The 17,728-nt window shown below is 72.8% G+C and carries 18 protein-coding genes; 4 read left to right on the top strand and 14 right to left on the bottom strand.

Features of this window, described 5'->3' with window-relative positions; translation table 11 throughout:
- The 4 genes from E1286_RS37520 to E1286_RS37505 form a co-directional block, all read right to left on the bottom strand.
- Nucleotides 1-600 (bottom strand): phospholipase D-like domain-containing protein (locus E1286_RS37520; protein WP_484213921.1); only part of this gene is annotated, 600 nt, incomplete at its 3' end.
- Complete coding sequence (locus E1286_RS37515) at nt 597-1,103, bottom strand: TrbC/VirB2 family protein (RefSeq protein ID WP_132620426.1); 507 nt, start codon at nt 1,101-1,103, stop codon at nt 597-599. The genes E1286_RS37515 and E1286_RS37520, both read right to left, overlap by 4 nt.
- A gap of 406 nt (nt 1,104-1,509) precedes the next feature.
- Nucleotides 1,510-1,836: a transcriptional regulator gene (locus tag E1286_RS37510; RefSeq protein ID WP_187368276.1), complete on the bottom strand. Its 327-nt coding sequence runs from the start codon at nt 1,834-1,836 to the stop codon at nt 1,510-1,512.
- 1 nt (nt 1,837) lies between these two features.
- Nucleotides 1,838-2,437 (bottom strand): hypothetical protein, encoded by a 600-nt coding sequence (locus E1286_RS37505; protein WP_132620424.1) that lies wholly within the window; start codon nt 2,435-2,437, stop codon nt 1,838-1,840.
- A gap of 145 nt (nt 2,438-2,582) precedes the next feature.
- Here E1286_RS37505 and E1286_RS37500 point away from each other — a divergent pair, with 145 nt between their 5' ends.
- Nucleotides 2,583-3,326 (top strand): SDR family NAD(P)-dependent oxidoreductase, encoded by a 744-nt coding sequence (locus E1286_RS37500; protein ID WP_132620422.1) that lies wholly within the window; start codon nt 2,583-2,585, stop codon nt 3,324-3,326.
- Nucleotides 3,327-3,426: 100 nt separating this feature from the next.
- Complete coding sequence (locus tag E1286_RS48410) at nt 3,427-4,290, top strand: hypothetical protein (protein WP_165970087.1); 864 nt, start codon at nt 3,427-3,429, stop codon at nt 4,288-4,290.
- 13 nt (nt 4,291-4,303) lie between these two features.
- Here E1286_RS48410 and E1286_RS37495 read toward each other — a convergent pair whose 3' ends face one another.
- The 4 genes from E1286_RS37495 to E1286_RS37480 all read right to left on the bottom strand — a co-directional run bounded on the left by E1286_RS37495 (nt 4,304) and on the right by E1286_RS37480 (nt 10,640).
- Entirely contained in the window at nt 4,304-5,185 is an 882-nt protein-coding gene (locus E1286_RS37495) for a DUF4352 domain-containing protein (protein WP_132620420.1), read from the bottom strand.
- 236 nt (nt 5,186-5,421) lie between these two features.
- On the bottom strand, nt 5,422-8,628 hold the full coding sequence (locus tag E1286_RS51530; RefSeq protein WP_132620418.1) for an ATP-binding protein: 3,207 nt from the start codon (nt 8,626-8,628) through the stop codon (nt 5,422-5,424).
- On the bottom strand, nt 8,625-9,908 hold the full coding sequence (locus tag E1286_RS37485) for an oxygenase MpaB family protein (RefSeq protein WP_132620416.1): 1,284 nt from the start codon (nt 9,906-9,908) through the stop codon (nt 8,625-8,627). Before E1286_RS37485 ends, E1286_RS51530 begins: the two co-directional genes overlap by 4 nt.
- 24 nt (nt 9,909-9,932) lie before the next feature.
- The gene (locus tag E1286_RS37480) at nt 9,933-10,640 is read right to left on the bottom strand and encodes a Crp/Fnr family transcriptional regulator (protein ID WP_132620414.1); all 708 of its coding nucleotides are present in this window, start codon (nt 10,638-10,640) and stop codon (nt 9,933-9,935) included.
- Between the two features lie 179 nt (nt 10,641-10,819).
- Between E1286_RS37480 and E1286_RS37475 the strand changes: the two genes are divergently transcribed.
- Nucleotides 10,820-11,416 carry an RNA polymerase sigma factor gene (locus tag E1286_RS37475; RefSeq protein WP_132620412.1) on the top strand — a complete coding sequence of 199 codons (597 nt, stop codon included), beginning with the start codon at nt 10,820-10,822 and terminating at the stop codon, nt 11,414-11,416.
- Nucleotide 11,417: 1 nt separating this feature from the next.
- Here the strand turns inward: E1286_RS37475 and E1286_RS37470 are convergent, their stop codons facing one another.
- The 3 genes from E1286_RS37470 to E1286_RS37460 all read right to left on the bottom strand — a co-directional run bounded on the left by E1286_RS37470 (nt 11,418) and on the right by E1286_RS37460 (nt 14,654).
- On the bottom strand, nt 11,418-12,677 hold the full coding sequence (locus E1286_RS37470) for a hypothetical protein (RefSeq protein ID WP_132620410.1): 1,260 nt from the start codon (nt 12,675-12,677) through the stop codon (nt 11,418-11,420).
- Nucleotides 12,678-12,936: 259 nt separating this feature from the next.
- Entirely contained in the window at nt 12,937-13,356 is a 420-nt protein-coding gene (locus E1286_RS37465) for a hypothetical protein (RefSeq protein WP_132620408.1), read from the bottom strand.
- Between the two features lie 86 nt (nt 13,357-13,442).
- Nucleotides 13,443-14,654, bottom strand: coding sequence for an alpha-hydroxy acid oxidase (locus E1286_RS37460; protein ID WP_132620406.1), 1,212 nt, complete (start codon nt 14,652-14,654; stop codon nt 13,443-13,445).
- Between the two features lie 46 nt (nt 14,655-14,700).
- Here E1286_RS37460 and E1286_RS37455 point away from each other — a divergent pair, with 46 nt between their 5' ends.
- Nucleotides 14,701-15,333, top strand: coding sequence for an HD domain-containing protein (locus E1286_RS37455; protein WP_132620404.1), 633 nt, complete (start codon nt 14,701-14,703; stop codon nt 15,331-15,333).
- Here the strand turns inward: E1286_RS37455 and E1286_RS37450 are convergent.
- The 3 genes from E1286_RS37450 to E1286_RS37440 are packed head-to-tail and all read right to left on the bottom strand — an operon-like array spanning nt 15,286 to nt 17,498.
- Nucleotides 15,286-15,549 (bottom strand): DUF4031 domain-containing protein, encoded by a 264-nt coding sequence (locus tag E1286_RS37450; RefSeq protein WP_132620402.1) that lies wholly within the window; start codon nt 15,547-15,549, stop codon nt 15,286-15,288. The two genes, E1286_RS37455 and E1286_RS37450, sit on opposite strands and share 48 nt — an antisense overlap.
- Nucleotides 15,546-16,298: an HAD family hydrolase gene (locus tag E1286_RS37445; protein ID WP_132620400.1), complete on the bottom strand. Its 753-nt coding sequence runs from the start codon at nt 16,296-16,298 to the stop codon at nt 15,546-15,548. Before E1286_RS37445 ends, E1286_RS37450 begins: the two co-directional genes overlap by 4 nt.
- An 18-nt stretch (nt 16,299-16,316) precedes the next feature.
- Entirely contained in the window at nt 16,317-17,498 is a 1,182-nt protein-coding gene (locus E1286_RS37440; RefSeq protein WP_132620398.1) for a cytochrome P450, read from the bottom strand.
- Nucleotides 17,499-17,728: the final 230 nt, after the last annotated feature.

The following is a 17,728-nucleotide window of genomic DNA, read 5'->3' as shown; positions in this document are numbered from 1 at the left end:
GGGCATGGGGACGGGCTGCGGATCGCCCTCGTGGGCGGCGTCGTCGCGGCGGCCGTGGCACAGGTCGATGCCGCCGACGAAGGCGACGTCCGCCGCAGGGTCGCGGTCGCGGCGCAGGACGACGAACTTCTGGTGGTGACAGCCGCCCACGGCGGTGCGCGTGTCGAGCAGCGCCTGTCCGCCGGCCTGCTCGATCTCCCGGCCGAGATGGCGGTTCTCCGCGGAGCTGAAGCGGAGCAGGTCCAGGTGCGAGCGCCAGATGAGGCCGCGCACGTGGGCGCCCCGCTCGGCGGCCTGCGCGAACGCCGCGCTCACGGTGGGCCCGTCCGGGGCGAGGCGCTCGTCGGGGTCGCCGCGCCAGTCGGCGAACAGTAATAAGTCGTCCTTGCCGAGTTCCGCCACGCAGGCGCGCAGCTCGGCGAAGTAGGCCGCGCCGTGGATCAGGGGCCGCACCTCGTTGCCCGATGTCCACGGCGCCAGCTCACTGGCCGGGTTGCCGCGCTCGTCCTCCGTGAGGAACCAGTCCTCGATTCGCACCCGCTTGCCGCTACCCGCGCGGCGGGCGCTGAAGCCTGACGGCCGCGCGGGTACGTCGATCACTTGGTCTTGCGCCTGCCGGCGGCTCCCCGCTGCTTGGCTGCCGCGGTCTTCTTCTTCGGCTCGTGCTCCTGAGCCGCCGCGGTCTCCTTCTTCGGCTCGTGCTCCTGAGCCGCCGCGGTCTCCTTCTTCGGCTCCTGCTCCCGAGCCGCCGCGGGCTCCTGCGACGGTGCCTTGTCCCGGTGCCGCTGCACGATGACCATTCCCGCGCCGATGGCGGCCGCGACCGGCCAGTCGATGGCGCCGAAGGCCGCCATCGCGCCGAGCGCCCCGTAGTAGGCGAGGCGGTCGGGCGGCGGCAGGACCGTCCGCGCGACGTCGGCGTAGTGGCCGAGCTCCTGCCGGTTGATGTGCGGCCGCGGAATGTGCGGCTTCGGAACGTGCGGCATGTGCACGTCGGGCCGGTGGACCGACACGCTGACCATCGGCATGTCCAGCGTGTACTGCTTGGGCACCTTCCCGTCGGACGTGACGGTGTCGCTTCCGCGCTGCTGAGTGGCGGTCATGATCCCTCCCTCATGGACGAGGAACTCCATGTCCCCCTATCCACAGATCAAGAGTCCCTATGTCGCACAGCGGAAATTTGCCGGTTCTATACCCTCGCCGGCCTGCGCGCGGCACGTCCGCACGTCCATGACGCGGCGTCCTTCCAGCACACGCGCATGGCCGACCGTTTTGTCGGCCTCCCGGTGTTCGAGGCGTTCGACGCCATCGCGCACGTGTCGCGCGCCACTGGCGGGCGCGGCGGTCGGGCCGGTCAAGATCGTCGATGTTCGGGCGGATCCGCGCGAGGGTCGGAAACCGTTCAATACCCCACGGCCTTCTACTACGGCGCGGTGCCCGCGTATCTGGCGTTCGTGCCCGCCGTCGACCTCACCCCTGAGCGGCTTCAGGAGCGGATGCCGATCGCGTTCAAGACTCGGAGGGGACCCAGGCGCGGGCGGCCTCGTGCAGGCGTATCAGCCGGTCCCAGTGTTCGGCGACGGTGGTGCGGCCGGGCTCGGTGAGGCTGACGACGGTTCGGGGACGGCGTCCGGCGGTCTTGTCGATCTTGATGATCCCGCCCTTCTCCAGCTTGGCCAGATGGCTGGACAGGTTGCCTTTGGACAGGCCGGTGACGCGCTGGAGGTAGAGGAAGTCGGCGCTTTCGCAGGCCCACAGCGTACTGGTGATCGCCAGCCGGGAGGGGTCGTGGACCAGCCGGTCGAGTTCCGTCATGTCCGCGAATGGGGTGCCCACCTCATTCCTCCTCGCCAGCCGGTCGCGGAAGCGAGCGCACCAGAGCGCGGTGGTCGAGCAGGCCGTTGACGACGAGCAGCGCGCCGACGACCAGCAGTTGCCAGAGGGGATCGGCGGAGGCGAACGGATGTGCTCCCGAAGGGGTGAGTACGCCGAGCGGGGCCAGGGTGAGGGCCATGAGCACCGCGGCCGAGGCCGGGTAGTGTCCGCGGCCCGGCCAGGGCGGCCCGCCCATCACCGCGAGGAGGACGGCGAAAATCAGGCCGCCGGTGAGATGCCCGGGCGTCCCGGAGACGTTGGCGGCGGTGACCACCACGAGCACGCCCGACAGCAGCACAGGGATGAGCCAGAAGGCGTGGAACCTGGCGCCGTCGCGCCGCGGGACGACCGTGCCGAAGTTCTTGCGGTAGTAGCGGGCCACAGCGGCGAGCAGAACGGCGAAGAGCAGGACGGGGACGACGAGGTTCTCCCGGACGCCGGCGAACGCGAGGTACCCGAGGAAGAGGCCGAAGGCGGCCAGGTAGAGCCCCCGGCGGCGGGCGTACTCGGCGGTGGATCGGCGGATGCGATAGAGGCGATCGAGCTCGTACGAGTTGACCATCGGACCCTTCCGGTTTGCAGTGCAGACCTTTCTTGCAGTCTAGGACTCGGGCGTGAGGTTTGCAATGCAGACCTTTCATGTCTCATGTACGGCGGCGCGAGCCCCGGCGGCGGGCGTCCGCACACGATCTTTTAGGGTGTGGGGGATGAACGGACGTGGAGTACTTGTCACCGGGGCGTCACGCGGCATCGGGCGGGCGGTGGCGGCGGCCTTCGCCGCTCAGGGCGACCGGGTCGCGATCCACCATCGCGACTCCGTCAGGGAGGCCGAGAGCCTGCTCCAGGAGCTGCCCGGCGAAGGGCACACGATCGTCCAGGGCGACGTGGCCGACGCCGAGGCGGTGCGGCGGATGGTCGACGAGGCGGCCGGGGCGCTCGGCGCGATCGACGTCCTGGTGAACAACGCCGGGGTCTTCCTGCACCACCCCGTCATGGAGACCTCGTACGAGGAGTGGCAGGACGCCTGGCGGCGCACGCTCGGCGTCAACCTGACCGGCGCGGCCAACACGACCTGGTGCGCGCTGCGGCACATGCCCGCCGGAGGCCGGGTGATCAACGTCACCTCGCGCGGCGCCTTCCGCGGCGAGCCCGACAGCCCCGCGTACGGGGCGAGCAAGGCGGGCATGAACGCCCTGGCCCAGTCGCTGGCCATCGCCCTCGCGCCGCGCGGCATCGCGGTCGCCGCCGTGGCGCCCGGCTTCGTCGAGACCGACATGACCAACGAGCACCTCAAGGCTCCGCGCGGCGACGCGATCCGGGCCCAGAGCCCGTTCGGGCGGGTGGCCCGGCCCCAGGAGATCGCCGCGGCCGTGCTCTACCTGGCCTCACCCGACGCGGAATGGGCCAGCGGCACCGTCATCGACCTGAACGGAGCCTCCTACCTCCGCTGACCGTCCTATCCCGACTCGGCACAATCTGGCGATCTCCGGCATATCGCGGTTTATTGTGAACTCTCAGGGCACTTCGTGAACTCGCTCCGAGGGGGACGGTGTGGCCAAGAGCTGCGGATACGCGCTGGCTGCGGCGGCGCTCTGCGTGTCCGTTCTGGTGGTAGGCGTGCTGCTCAGCGCGATGACCGGGTACGCCAGCCCGGTCATCGCCCTGGTGACCGTCCTGGCGGCGCCGTGCGGACTCGTGCTCACGTACGACATGCTGCGCCGGCGGGAGGAGGCCGAGGAGGAGCGGCGGCTGCTGGGCCGGGAACGCGACCACGTCAGGCGGACGGTCGACTTCGTCGCCGATCCGGAGCTGACCGAGCGGGAACGGCTCGCGGTGATCGACTCCTTCGTCCCGAGGCTCGGGACGCACGGCGAGCGGCCGCCGTACCGGGACCGGGTCGTGCTGGTACGGGAGCTGCCGCCGCACGCGCGCGCCCTGCTGGAACGGGCCAGACGGGCCGTGATGGCCGTCTACGCCTCGCAGGTCATGCGCCGCAGGCTGCTCGACGGCCTGGCGAACGAGGTGGTGCTGCCGCGGCAGATCTGGGAGCTCGCCCTGCTGCTGCGCACCCAGGCCACCCTCCAGGAGGAGCAGGACCGCGCCCGCCGCGGCCTGGTGACCCCCGAGCTGGAGGCCGTGCTGCGGCCGCAGCAGGAGGCCCTGCGCCGTTCCCTGGCGGGGGTCACCGCCAGGGTGGAGAGCCTGGAACGGTACGCCCGCCGCGTCCAGGAGGCCGACGCCGCCCTGCGGGCCCGCGAGGCGCTGGACAACAACCACAAGTACCGTGAGCTGCTGGCCCGCATCGACGACGAGGACGGGATGCGCCAGCTGGAGGCCCAGGGCGAGGCCCTGGAGGAGACCCTGGCCAGAAGCGTCCGCGAGGCCGTCGAGGCGGGCCGCACCCTGACCCCCTGAGCGGGGGCGCCGGTCAGCGGAGCTTCCACCGGCCGTGCTGTTCGGCCCAGCCGCCGTCCAGCCCGAACGTGAACGTCACGACCTCCGCCTTCTCCGGCACCTGGAAGACGACCAGGCCCGTGCCGCTGTCGCCGGGCTCGATGGTGACCGTGCCCTTGAAGTGCCGGCCGTTCGCGAGCTCCTCCCAGGTGGCCTCGTACTCCTGGTCCTGCGAGTCGACCACCGACGCGCCGGAGTGCGGGGTGTCGCGGTAGACGAGGCTGCTCTTGTTCGTCAGCGTGATCTGGACGGCCATGAGCCGGTTCCCGCTCCTCGGGACGACGGTCGGGTAGGTCGTCTGGACCTCGCGGAAGACCTGGTCGACCGTCACGTCCATGATCGAGCCCTCCTGCATCCCCTTGAGCGTCAGCGTCCTGCCGGTCTCTCCGGTGAGCGGCGCCTTCTCCCCGCCGATCTCGGCGGGCTGCTCGGCGGGCTGTTCGGGCGGCTGCTCGGCGGGCTGCTCTGGCGGCCGTTCCGCGGGCTCCTGGACCGGGGGCGGCACCCGCTCGGCGGGTGGAGCGAGGTCGAGCGGGCCGGAGGTGGCCGAGACGTTCGTGCCGCCGCCCGGGGCCGTCAGCACGACGCAGGCCGTCGCGCAGCCGCCGAGCAGCAGCAGCGGCAGGCCGATGGCCAGGGCCAGGACGAGCCCGCTGTGCCGCCGGGGCTGCGGGTAGGCGTACGCGGGGCGTCCGTACGGGTCGTGGCCGAGCGCGGGTGGTTCCCGCCGCGGCCCGTACGGGTCCTGGCCGGACGGAGGAGGCTCCCTGCGCGGCCCGTACGGGTCGGGCGGCGGCGGCCCGAACGCGGGCTGTTGCTCCTGCGGCTTGCGGTAAGGGTCGGAGGGGTATCCCATGGCGCGACTCCCACTGGCGAGATGGACGAGTCCAAGGATGCGCCGGGTGCCATGTCCCGCGATGGGGCAAATGGCGTGGGATAGTCGTTCGGTCTCACTTTGAGCCCGAACGCTCCGCCGTCCGTGCAGCGACCCCCGTCCAGGTCAGCGCCCTGCGGCGCCGCCCGTGTCGGCGCCGCCGCGGCCACGTCCCCGGTTAGCGTCCCCGGTCAGCGTCCCCGGGTCGCGTCCCCGGGTCAGCGCAGCCGGCGTTCCAGCAGCAGGGCGCCGCGGCCGGCCAGCAGCGTGCGGCACCACGCGCGCAGGTCGCCCGGCTTGGGCCCGGAAACCCCGCCGCCGTCCAGCAGGTCGGCCCAGTCGAGCAGTGACTCGGCCAGCATGAGCGGCACCCCGCGCCGTTCGTGCACCTCCGCCGCGGCCTCGAAGTGCCCCGCTGCCCGCTCCGGGTCGCCCATGGCCGCGCCCAGGTGGGCCAGGTAGTGGTGCCCGCAGTGGTGGGCCACCGTGCCGTGCCCGAACGTCTCCCCGTCGCCCGCCAGCGCGTCGTACAGCCGACCGGCCAGCTCCGCCCGCCCCAGCCGGGAGGCGGCCACGGCCAGGTTGTCCAGCGCGGGCCGGTGCGCCATGTTGCGCGGCGGCTCGGCCCCGCCCCCGGCCAGGATGCGCTCCAGCAGCGGCACGGCCTCCTCGTCGTCCAGCTCGCACAGGTAGCGCAGCACCGCGTGCACCGGGTCCACCCGCGGCGCCCGCGCGGCGCGGCGCAGCCGGTCGCGCAGCTCCCACAGCCGGCCCTGCAGCCGCCGGATCTCCGCGATCTGCTCGGAGAAGATCGCCACCGCCTCCAGCCGGTGGCCGATCTGGGAGCCGAGCCGCAGGGCCGCCTCCGCCTCCGCCTCGGCCTGCGCCAGGTCGCCCTGCATGAGGGTCAGCCCCGCCCTGGAGTAGCCGAGCAGCCAGTCGAGGTGCGGCTGCCCGAGCCGGTGCGCCAGCTCCTCGGCCCGGTCGAGCAGCGCCGCCGCCTTCTCGGCGTCGCCGCTGTCGAGCACCGGGGGAGTGCGCTGCACGTACGCGTGGAACAGCGCCAGGTCGTCGCCCGTGCGGCGGGCCGCCTCCAGCATCTCGTCGCCGTCGCGGTGGCGCTGGTGCAGCGGGTCGGCCGGGACGATGGTCAGGCTGCGCATGCCCAGCACGCTGGCCAGCGTGCGCGGATCGCCCGACTTGCGGGCCAGCGCCACCGCCTCGTCGCTCAGCGCGAAGCGCCGCTCGCCGTCGGGCGCCCAGATGAGCTCCGTGGCGAGCATGGCGGCCAGCAGCGCCCTGGTGCTGACGTCGGTCGAGTCGACCACCTGCCGCGCCTCCGTCAGCAGCGCGATGCGCCGCTCGTCGTGGGCCGCCGAGACGCTGGAGAACCCGCGGTCGCCGCCGAGCGCCGCGAGGACGATCAGGTCGCCGCGCCCGCACTCCCTGGCCAGGTCGGCCGCCCGCAGCAGCGTCGGCCTGGCCTCCGGGTCGCCGGCCAGCCACATCGCCCGCCCGCACTCCACGAGCAGCTCGGCGCGCCGCTCCGGCGTGGTGCCGGGGAAGTCGGCCAGCAGGTCGAGCACCCGCTGGTACCAGGTGACCGCCTCGCGGTGGGCCAGCCCGGCCAGCGCGTGCTCGGCGGCCCGCACGCCCGCCTCGGCCGCCGCGCTCACCCTGTCCGGGTCGCGGCCATGCTCGGCGGCGGCCAACAGGTGGGCCGCGACGACGTACGGGCGCGACTCCATCGCCCTCGGGTCGGTCTCGCACAGCGCGTCGGCCACCCGCCCGTGCAGCAGCGCGGCGCGCGGCGGAGAGAGGGTGGCGTACAGGGCGGTCCTGGTCAGCTCGTGGGAGAACTGGCAGGACCCGTTGTCCAGCAGGGTCACCAGGCCCGCGCCCATCGCCTCCTCCACCGCCGCCACGAACCGGGCCTCCTCCAGCCCGAGACCGCGGCGCAGCGCGGCCGAGTCCATCCGCTCGCCGACGGCCAGCAGGCCCACCAGCTCGCGGGCGTCGGGGTGGAGCTGCGCCATGCGGGTCACCACCATCCGGGTGACCGCGTCGGGCACGGCCAGCGCGTCCAGCTCCTTGCCGGTGGCCAACTCCCTGACCACCTCGCTGATGAGGAACGCGTTGCCGCCCGTCATCCGGTGCAGCCGCTCGGCGTCGCCGTCCGCGCGCGCCTGGGCGAGCGCCAGCGACACCTCCTCCGGCCGGAACGACGGCACCGGGACGATCCGGGCGTCCGCCGTCAGCCGGTGCAGCTCCGGCATGACCGACTCGACCGGCATCGGCCGGGACATCGCCATCACCAGCAGCGGCAGCGACTCCGCCTCCCACATCAGTGCGCCCAGCATCTGCAGCGACTCCAGCGTCGCCCACTGCAGATCGTCGATCACCAGCAGCACGGGACGCACGGCCGCCAGCCGCTCGATCAGCGTCCGGGCCGCGGCCATCAGGTGGTAGCGCTCCGACACCGGCTCGGTGGCCGGGGGCACCTGCAGCGACAACGGCGCCCCGGCCAGCGACGGCGCCAGCCGGACCAGCTGGCCGCACCGCTGGTCGACCCCGGCCCGCAGCAGCAGCGCGGGCGAGGTGCGGGCCAGCCGCTCCACCGCACCGGCGATCGGCTCGTACGCCTGCCGCGCCGGATTCGTGCACCGCCCGGCCAGCACCGTGAACTGCCGCTTGAGCGCCCGCCGCGCCACCTCGGAGGCCAGCCGTGTCTTGCCCACCCCGGCGTCGCCTTCGAGCACCACCAGCCCGCTGCCGAACTCGGCCGCCGCCAGCTCGGCGTCCAGCAGCCGCAGCTCCTGCTCCCGGCCGACGAACGGCAGCACGTGCCGGTCGTCCAGCCACGGGGCGAGCGAGCCGCCCAGGTGGTGGGCGGCGCTCTGCCAGTGCAGCTCGTAGGTGTGCAGCGGCTCGCGCAGCCCCTTGCCCGGCAGCCGCCCGAGGTCCTTGAACTCGTGCCGGCCGCGCCCCTGCGCCAGGCGCCGCACCAGGTCGGTGCAGAGCACCTGGCCGCCCTCGGCCTGCGCGACCAGGCGGGCCGCCTCGACGGTCGGCAGCCCGCTGACGTCGTCGAGCCCCCAGCACACGTCGCCGGCCGCGAGCGCCGCCCGGACGGAGATCTTCTCCATGGCGCGCTCGTTCTCGTCGGCGACCGCCTGCTGGACCGCGATCACCGCGTCCAGCCCGGCCGTGGCCGAGCCGAACACCGCCATAAGCCCGTCGCCGAGGCTCTTGGTGAACGTCGCGCCGTTGGCGTTCACCACCGAGCGCAGCAGGTCGTACAGGCGGCGGAAGACGACGTTGGCCCGCTCCTCGCCGAGCCTGATGCGCAGTGCGGTGGAGCTGACGACGTCGGTGAACAGGATGGTGGCCGTCGTGAGGGCGCCCGGCTCCCGCGGGACGCTCACGGGTGCGGCCCTTCCTGCGCGCGCCCGCGCCGGAGTCTCTGCCGCGTCCGGTGGCGGATCGCGCGGGTCCTCACCGCCGCCGCCGACTGCCGGATGCGCCAGGCGCGGGCCAGCTCCTCCGGGATCCGGAACGGCGCCTGCCCGCCGGAGTGGCGGTCGATCAGGCCGACGACGACGTGTCGGCCCACCCGGCGGACCAGCAGGCGGATGAGGCCGTCCACCGGCCCGGCGAGCCTGCCGTGGCGGTGGGCGGCGCGCGCCACCGTGAACAGCGCCGTGCACCACCAGGCCGGTCGCGGCACGCCGAGCAGCTCGGGCACCCGGTCGGCGCCGTACGCGGCGTCGCGGAACATCCAGTGCACCAGGCTGCGCGGCAGCTTCCGCCAGCCCAGGTGCATGAACGCCTCCATCTCCGCCAGGAGCTTGGCCATCAGCAGGCGGCCCTCGTCGCTGGACTCGTACAGGCGGCCCAGGCGCAGGCTGACCGGCTCGACGTCGGCCAGCGTGAGAGGCCCGTCGCGGCAGGTGTCCACGCCCATGAGGTGGCCGAAGACGCTCCAGGTGTACAGGTGGGCGGCGCGCTGCTCGTCGGTCAGCACCACGCCCATGGTCTCCAGGGCCTCCCAGGTGACCACGGAGAAGTCGAAGATCGTGGCCAGCAGCAGCTCCTGGTTGACCGGCGGCCCGTACCGCTCGGTGTCCCAGTGGTCACCGAAGCGCTCATTGACCAGCGCCCGGACGAAAGAGTGCAGGATGCGCAGCCCGATCGCGGTGGTGTGGCCGGGCCGGCCCGGCTGCAGGCTGTCGGTGGCCTTCAGGCCCATCACGTCGACCAGCATCTGGCCGGTCTCCGCCACCCGGCGGGTGAGGCTGTGCGTGGCGAGGTTGGAGACGCCGGCCAGCACCTTGGCGCTGGACACCTCCACGTACGCCATCGGCAGGCACTTGCAGAACAGCGCGGCAGACTGGTAGAGCCCGTAGTCGGCGAACACGGCCTGGCCCTTGGCCAGTAACTCCTTGTCGTCGCCCCACTCGGGCAGCTCCTTGGCGAAGTCGAGGGCGTCGAAGATCTCCGAGGCCGGCGGCTCGCCCGACGGGGCCCTGGCCTCGCGCTTGGCGCGTCCGAGCTCCTCGATCACGCCCTTCACGAGTTCGAGGGCGCTCCTTCCGTCCGGCTGCGTCTGCAGGTAGTCGGCCACCACCTTGTCGATCTCCGGGTCCGCCTGCCGGCGCAGCTGCCGGAACCGCTCCTCAGGCCAGCGCGCATCGTGATCATTCATGTGAGCCCGTACTCCAGATCGTGGTCAGAGGCCGCCTCGTTTGCGCAGGGCGGCGACATCCAGCAGCGTGATCGTCCGGCCGTGGACGGCGATGAGCTTCCTTGACACGAGCGACTGCAGCGCCCGGTTGACCGCCGGTCGCGTCGCGCCGACCAGCGCGGCGAGGTCGGACTGCGTCAGCCCGGGCAGCTCGACCACCTCGCCGTGGTGGCCGTGCTTGTCGGCCAGCCGCAGCAGCAGCTTGGCCAGGCGCCCGCCCAGGTCGAGGTAGGCGAGGTCGGCGGCCTGGCCGGTGAGTCTGCGCACCATGCGGCCGAGCAGGCGCAGGAACTCGTCGGCGAGGCCGGGATGCTCCCGCATCAGCTCCAGCAGCCGGGCCCTGGGCAGCGCGAACACCCACGCGGGCCGCGCGGTGACGATCGAGGCCGAGCGCGGAGAGCCGTCGAGCAGCGCCATCTCGCCGAACGTGTCGCCGCGGCCCAGCATGTTCAGGACGATCTCGGCGCCGTGCTCGGTGGTGAACACCACCTTCACCAGCCCGTCCAGCAGCGTGAAGAGCGACTCGCCCGGGTCGCCCTGGTGAAAGATGATCTCTCCGGGCCGGTAGCGGCGCGACAGCCCGGCCCGCGCCGTGTCGCGGATGCCGTCCTCTCCCAGCACGCGGAACAGCGGGATCTCCGACAACACGGCGGCGACCCGCTCGACGTCGTGCGGCCCGCTGCGCGCGTTCATGCAAGAACTCTAGGCCGCATTCCCGCGCCGGGCAGCAGGGCGTAACCGATCTTTCAACTGTGACGAGTGCCACATCCGGACTGTCACGGACGAGACAGCCTTTTCCGATCACTCGTCGCACGGTGGGGGAGCCGGCCGGAGATGACCCCCCGAGTGTCCGGACCGGCAGGGAGAACGACATGCACCTGGACACCATCGAGCGCCCCGCACCCACGGACGTCGGGCGCTCTGACACCGCCGCCCTGGTGGCGGCCGCGCGCGACGGCGACGCCGGCGCATGGGAACGGCTGGTCGAGGAGTTCAGCCCCATGCTGCGGGCCCGCATCCGCCGCTTCCGGCTCAGCCACGAGGACTCCCAGGACGTCCTGCAGACCACCTGGCTGCTGGCCTGGCAGAACCTGTCCAGCGTCACCGACGGCCAGCGCATGGCCGGCTGGCTGGCCACGATCGCCTTCCGCGAGTGCCTCAAGCTCACCAGGCGGACGAAGGAGATCTGCACACCCGACCTCGACTCGCTGGGCAGCACCGACGACGTCGACCGCGAGCTGGCCAGGATCTGGCTGGCCGGCACGCTGGCCGAGCTGGTCGAGGAGCTGCCGCAGGCGCAGCGGGTCCTGTTCAAGGCGCTCACGGAAACCTCCGAGCCCCACTACGTGGACGTGGCGCGCAGGCTGGGCAGGCCGGTCGGCAGCATCGGGCCCACCCGAGCCCGCTGTTTCGCGAAGCTGCGCGGGCTCCTCCAGGCCCGCGAGATCACCAGGGACTTCCTCGACTGACCTACGTCGCCGGCTGGTCAAGCGGGATCGCCTCCAGGAACGGCTCGAAGTCGAAGTGCGCCATCTCGTGCGCGTCCGGGTCCGTCTCGGACGGGTAGCGGTAGACCTTGCGCCGGCGCAGGCCCGTCCTGTCGAGCATGTCGCCGACCGCCTCGGGCACCAGCCCCCGCTCCATCTCCTGGGCCAGCCCGTCGGCGACCTCCTTGGCGAACGGCACCGTGTACAGGGCCCGGACCCGCTGGTAGACGCGGAAGTAGGCGACGATGAAGCGCATGCGCTCGGGATAGGAGACCCAGTCGGCGACCCCGGCCGTGGACGCCTCCCGGTCCTCGGTGACGAACTCCTCGGCCAGCTTGCGCACCCGCTCGTCGCGGATGGGCGCCCACGCCTCGTCGATGTCCACGCCCGCGGGCGCGGTCAGCGGCCGGCCGACCCTGATGTCGCTGAGCGGCGTGCGCACGGCGAAGAAGTGGCGGGTGTAGAGGGACGACCACAGCGACTCCAGCGTGCGGGTCAGCCACGGCTGGTCGGCGTGGGCGGCGGTGTACAGGCGGATGCGCGGGAACGGCTTGCGCGTGACCAGGGAGCGCAGCGACCGCCACGACACCCGGGTCAGCCACCGGACCGGCCGGTAGAGCACGAGCTCCAGCGACGCCTGAGCGCGGGCCTGCTCGTACGCCGACAGCGCGATGTTGGCGCCCAGCATCAGCTCGGCCCGCGCCTGCGGGTCCTCGGTCTCGGCCGCCTCGCGCGTGAACCGCACGGCGTCCTTCAGATAGCGGGGGTCGGCCGGCGACAGCAGGTCCGCCAGGAACTCCGGCGGCGCCGGCGTCAGGTCCGACTCGGGGCTGACCTTGAGGAAACGGTCGGGGGCGTCGTCCCACAGGGTGACGGCGAGGCTGGCGGTCTCCAGGAAGATCGCCCGGTTGGCCAGCGCCAGGCCGAGCTGGTAACTGGGCCCGAGCAGGGTGAGCAGCGCGGCCCGGAACATCCGTCTGAAGCGCTTCGGCACTCCCAGCCGGCTGCCGAAGCCGGCGATGAACGGGGAGCCGGCGCGCAGGTCGAGGCTCTCGCCGATGGCCTTGGAGGTCCAGGTGGCGTAGCAGTACCAGTTGTTCGTCTCCCTGCCCAGCCGCTCGGCGAGGTCGGCGGCCACGCGGTGGTAGCTGTAGGCGATGACCATCGCCTGGAGTGCCGCGCTCCGGTCCTGGTAGGCCGCGATGCGCAGAACGTCGTCCGCGGTGATCGGAGTGTCGGACATTCGGGTCTCCCGTTTTCAGGTCCGCCCGGAACGCTCACCATGTCAGAGCGTCCCCAGAAGGGTCAGATACAGAAGCGTCAGGTACAGAAGCGTCGGATGACAGGAGGCGGCGTTTTCGGTCCCCGTGGCCGCCAGGACAGGAGCGTAGGAGGCGCGGCTTGCGACCCACTTGCAGTACTGTTGCGGCTTTCGCCGGAGCTGGCGCATGATGCCCGTGTTGCCCTGTGCCGCCCCGGCCTGGGGCCCGGGGCGGCGGTGGTCACTCCTTCACCGTGACCTTGCTGATCACCACGAATCCGCCGAGCGCCCCCGCGGTGCCCGCGGCCGTCGTCGTGGTGAGGTTGACCACCAGGTCATAGGTGCCGGGAACGAGCTGCCCGCGCATGGGGATGGAGGCCGTGTAGCGTCCCGAGCCGGGGGTGAACGTCAACTCCACAGGCGGCGACGGGTGCCGTGACTCGCCACCGCCCATCAGGTCCGCGACGACCTCCAACCGCCACCGGCCGGCCAGCCAGTCGACGAGGTCGCCGGTGACCTCCCAGCTCACGTCCACGGTCCAACCCTCGCCGCGGCGCACCACCTTCGTGGGTTGCGCACCGGGGTCGACAACCTGCCCATGGAGCACCCCGGCCAGCTGTGCTGCCGGCACTTTCATGAGGTGGAACTCTCCGGTCGTCATTGCGGTCTCCTCTCGACGGGACAGGTCCCCGTGTGAAGGAGCAGAGCGACGACACCGGCCGTCAGATACGCGCCATTCCGTCGCGGCTACCGCAGGCGTACGACGTCGGGGCCGAGGCCGTGCACGTCTCCCACGCCCAGCAGCTGCAGAGTGCGGACCAGCTCGGCGCGCAGCAGCTCCAGCACCCGCCGCACGCCCGGCTCGCCGCCCGCCATGAGGCCGTACAGGTAGGCGCGGCCGACGAAGCACGCCCGCGCGCCCAGCGCCACCGCCGCCGCCACGTCGGCCCCGCTGCGCACGCCCCCGTCGAGGAACACCTGCGTACGGTCGCCCACCGCCTCCGCCACCCGCGGCAGCAGCTCCAGCGGCGTCACGGCGCGGTCGAGCTGGCGCCCGCCGTGGTTGGACACCACGATCCCGTCCACGCCGACGGTGGCCAGCTCCTCGGCATCGTCCACCCGCTGCACGCCCTTGACCAGCAGCCGCCCGTTCCAGGCCGACCGGATCCACTCCAGGTCGCGCACGGTCACCGACGGGTCGAACATCACGTTGGTGAGGCCCGCGAGGTCGGGAGGGGCGTCGTCCACGGTGGCGAACCTGAGCGGCTCGCTGGTCAGGAAGTCGAACCACCACGCCGGCCGCCACACCGCCTGCAGCACGCTGCGCCAGCGCAGGGACGGCGGGATCGTCAGCCCGTGGCGCACGTCGCGCAGCCGCGCCCCCGCCACGGGCACGTCCACGGTCACCACCAGCACGTCCATGCCGGCGGCCCTGGCCTGGGCGAGGGTGTCCAGGGTGCGGGCGCGGTCGCGCACCACGTACAGCTGGAACCAGTTCCACCCGCCGGGCGCCGCGGCGGCCACGTCCGCGGCGGACGTGGTGCCCATCGTCGACAGCGTGTACGGCACCCCCGCCCGCTCGGCCGCCCGCGCCACCGCCCGCTCGCCCTCGCGGTGCATCATCCGGGTGAACCCGGTCGGACCGAGCACGACCGGCATCGCGATCCGCCGCCCCAGCACCTCGACCGCGGTGGGCGCTTCGGAGACGTCGCGCAGCACCCGGGGGCTGAACTCCACCCGGGAGAACGCCTCCCTGGCCCTGGCCGTCGACAGCTCGCCCTCGGCCGCGCCGTCCACGTAGTCGAACACCATGCGCGGAGCGCGCCGTCGGGCCAGCAGCCGCAGGTCGGCGATGTCGGCCGCGGCGGCGATCCGGCTCGCCCGCGACCAGCGCGGCCACCCGGGCACGACGGCCCGCAGCTCCCGCCAGCGGGGCAGGCGCCGCGGCTCGCGTTCCAAGGTCCCGATGATCCGGACGTTATCAGCGCAGGCGTACGGTGAAAAGATGATCGACGACTGGGCGTCCCTGACGGGCGGCTCGCCGGCCGCGCTCGCCACCGGGGCGGAGCTGATCGCCCGCTGGTCGGAGCCGCACCGCCGCTACCACACCCTCGGCCACCTGGCCGCCGTCCTGGCGGCGCTGGACGGGCTGGCCGGAGAGGCGCGGGACGAGACGGCCGTGCGCCTGGCGGCCTGGTTCCACGACGCGGTCTACGACGGCAGGCCCGGCTGGGACGAGGAGCGCAGCGCCCAGCTGGCCCAGGCCCGGCTCCCCAGGTGCGGCGTGCCGGCCGGGCGCGTCGCCGAGGTGGCCAGGCTGGTGCGCCTGACTGCCGCCCACGACCGGGTGGAGCCCGGCGACCGCGACGGCGCGGTGCTCTGCGACGCCGACCTGTCCGTCCTCGGCACCTCCGGCTACGACGCCTACGCCGCCGCCGTCAGACGGGAGTACGCGCACGTCCCCGACGCGCTGTTCGCCGAGGGCCGCTCGCAGGTGCTGCGCCGCCTGCTGGCCACACCCGTGTTGTTCCGCACCGAGCGGGCGCGCGAGCTGTGGGAGGAACAGGCCCGCGCCAACATGACGGCCGAGCTAACGGCGCTTGCGGCGGCGCAGCCCGGCGGCGACCAGACGCCGTAGCAGCTCGTACGAGCTCACCTCCTGCGCCCCCATGGCCACCGCCTGCGCGTGGACGGTCTCGGGCACATCGTAGTGGTCGCGGTCGAACCCCCGCTCCGGCACCCCGAGCCGGGCGGCGAACTCGTGCAGCTCCTCCAGCGAGCTGTCGCTGACGAGATGCGACCACATCAGGCCGCGCGGCCCGGGCCACTGCGGCGGGTCGATGAGAACGGTCACGACGTCAAGGGTAGAACCCTGCCCCGCACGCCGAGATCGCCGACGTCGGGCACGACGACGTGGGCGCCCCGCGCGCGCAGCTCGTCCGCCCGCTCGCCGTGACCGACCGCGACGACCAGCCCGAACCCGCCCCGCACGCCCGCCTCGACGCCGGGCAGAGCCGACTCCACGACCGCCACCCTGGCGGCGGGCAGGCCGAGCCGGTGCGCGGCCTCGGCGAAGAGGCCGGGGTCGGGCCGGCCGGGCAGGTTCAGCAGCGCGGCGTCGCCGCCGTCGACCGTCGCGTCGAACAGGTGCATGACCGCCGCCGAGACGATCATCTTGCGGCCGTGCAGGCTGGCCGAGACCGCCGCCGTACGCGCGCCGCGCCGGCGCAGCTCGTGCAGCAGCGCCACCGCCGAGGGGAAGGCGGCCACGCCGTACTCGTCCACCTGCTCCATGAAGCAGCGGTCCTTGGCCAGGCCGAGCCCGTGCACGGTCGGCGCGCCCGGCTCGTCGTCGGCAGAGCCCTCGGGCACGGTGATGCCGCGCGAGGCCAGAAAAGTGCGGATGCCGTCGAGGCGCGGCCGGCCGTCCACGTGACGCAGGTAGTCGTCGCGGATGTCGAACGGCGCCGAGCGGCCGCGCAGGAACGCGTCGAAGACGTGCTTCCAGGCGGCCGCGTGCCCCCGGGCGGTGTCGGTGACCACGCCGTCGGTGCCGAAGACGACGGCGCCGATCGAGGTCAGATCGATGACGGGCTCGCTCACACAGCGAACGTAACCCGGCTACCAGGCGACGGGTAGTTCCTTGACGCCGTACACGATGGCGAGTTCCCTGAACGGCACCTCGCCCGCGACCCGCAGACCGGGGAAGCGGCGCAGCAGCGCCGGGAAGGCGATGCGCATCTCCATCTGCGCCAGCGGCGCGCCGATGCACCGGTGGATGCCGTGGCCGAACGCCAGGTGCGAGCCGGCCGTCTCGCGGCCCGGCCGCACCTGGTCCATGTCGTCGCCCAGGGCGGGGTCACGGTTGGCGCCGGCGAGCGAGCACAGCACCATCTCGCCCTTCTTGATCGGCACCCCGTGCAGCTCCAGGTCGTCGCGGGCGAAGCGCGGGAAGGCGACCTGCACGACCGTCATGTACCGCAGCAACTCCTCGACCACGTCGACGACGTAGCCGTCCACCTCGCGCACCTTCGCCGCCTGCTCCGGGTTGCGCAGCAGCCACAGGGTGCCGAGGGCGAGCATGCTCGTGCTGGTGTCGTGGCCGCCGGTCAGCAGGCCGTCGGCCATGCTGGCGAGCGTGCGGTCGTCGAGCTCGTCGCCGTGCTCGCGCAGCAGTTGCCCGAGCAGCCCGTCGCCCGGGTTCCGCCGCTCCCTGGCCACGAGGTCGGTCAGGTACGCCATGGCGTCGTTGATCGCCTGCAGCGACGCCTCCGGCCCGGCGGTGAAGTCGAAGCGGTCCTTGCTGAGCTTCTCGAAGTCGGCCCGCTCCGCGTACGGGACGCCGAGCAGCTCGCACACCACCAGTGACGGGATCGGCAGCGCGAACTCCTCCACCAGGTCCACCGGCACGCCCTCGGCGTGCTTGGTCTCCATCCGGTCCAGGCACTCCGCGACCAGGGCCTCGATGCGCGGCTCCAGCCTCCGCAGGCGCCGCATGGTGAACTCGGGCGTCAGGTACCGGCGCAGCCGGGTGTGCTCGGGCGGGTCGCGGAAGCCGAGCCCGCCCGGATCCTCCTGGTTGGAGCCGAGCCCGATCACGCCGGCGAAGTCGTTGCTGAAGCGCTCGTGGTCGCCCAGCACGCCGCGTACGTCGTCCCAGCGGGTGACGAGATGGACGGTCTGGCCGCCGGGGATCTCCATCGGGAACACGGGGTGCTCCGCCTGGATGCGGCCGAGCTCGCCCACCGGGTCGAACTCGGCACGCATGAATTGAACGAGGGGGAACTCTTCTGTGTCTGCCATCGATATCCGTTCCTGCTGGGATACATCGCATGATGTCGGGATAAATCCCTCCATAGATGCTCCCATCAACGGCCGTCGTCGGCCCCCTCCGAAAGGACGAATTTACTTCTCAGACCCATGTCACACGGGGGAAAGGGCCCGTACCACTTCGTCAGGGAGCGGCTCCGGCAACGGGGCCGCGACGGGCAGACCGGGAGGGGCGGGCTTGGGCCGGCGCGGCTCGCGTACGC

Origin of the sequence: Nonomuraea terrae (assembly GCF_004348995.1) — a bacterium.
Classification (GTDB): Bacteria; Actinomycetota; Actinomycetes; order Streptosporangiales; family Streptosporangiaceae; genus Nonomuraea; species Nonomuraea terrae.
The sequence above is the reverse complement of the archived record's forward strand: the minus strand, read 5'-3'. Positions and strand labels throughout refer to the sequence as shown.

Excerpts from the sequence above, each read along its gene's own strand:
- E1286_RS37515 (WP_132620426.1), bottom strand. The coding sequence starts at position 1,103 with ATGACCGCCACTCAGCAGCGCGGAAGCGACACCGTCACGTCCGACGGG.
- E1286_RS37505 (WP_132620424.1), bottom strand. The coding sequence starts at position 2,437 with ATGGTCAACTCGTACGAGCTCGATCGCCTCTATCGCATCCGCCGATCC.
- E1286_RS37500 (WP_132620422.1), top strand. The coding sequence starts at position 2,583 with ATGAACGGACGTGGAGTACTTGTCACCGGGGCGTCACGCGGCATCGGG.
- E1286_RS37495 (WP_132620420.1), bottom strand. The coding sequence starts at position 5,185 with ATGGGATACCCCTCCGACCCTTACCGCAAGCCGCAGGAGCAACAGCCC.
- E1286_RS37485 (WP_132620416.1), bottom strand. The coding sequence starts at position 9,908 with ATGAATGATCACGATGCGCGCTGGCCTGAGGAGCGGTTCCGGCAGCTG.
- E1286_RS37480 (WP_132620414.1), bottom strand. The coding sequence starts at position 10,640 with ATGAACGCGCGCAGCGGGCCGCACGACGTCGAGCGGGTCGCCGCCGTG.
- E1286_RS37475 (WP_132620412.1), top strand. The coding sequence starts at position 10,820 with ATGCACCTGGACACCATCGAGCGCCCCGCACCCACGGACGTCGGGCGC.
- E1286_RS37470 (WP_132620410.1), bottom strand. The coding sequence starts at position 12,677 with ATGTCCGACACTCCGATCACCGCGGACGACGTTCTGCGCATCGCGGCC.
- E1286_RS37465 (WP_132620408.1), bottom strand. The coding sequence starts at position 13,356 with ATGACGACCGGAGAGTTCCACCTCATGAAAGTGCCGGCAGCACAGCTG.
- E1286_RS37455 (WP_132620404.1), top strand. The coding sequence starts at position 14,701 with ATGATCGACGACTGGGCGTCCCTGACGGGCGGCTCGCCGGCCGCGCTC.
- E1286_RS37440 (WP_132620398.1), bottom strand. The coding sequence starts at position 17,498 with ATGGCAGACACAGAAGAGTTCCCCCTCGTTCAATTCATGCGTGCCGAG.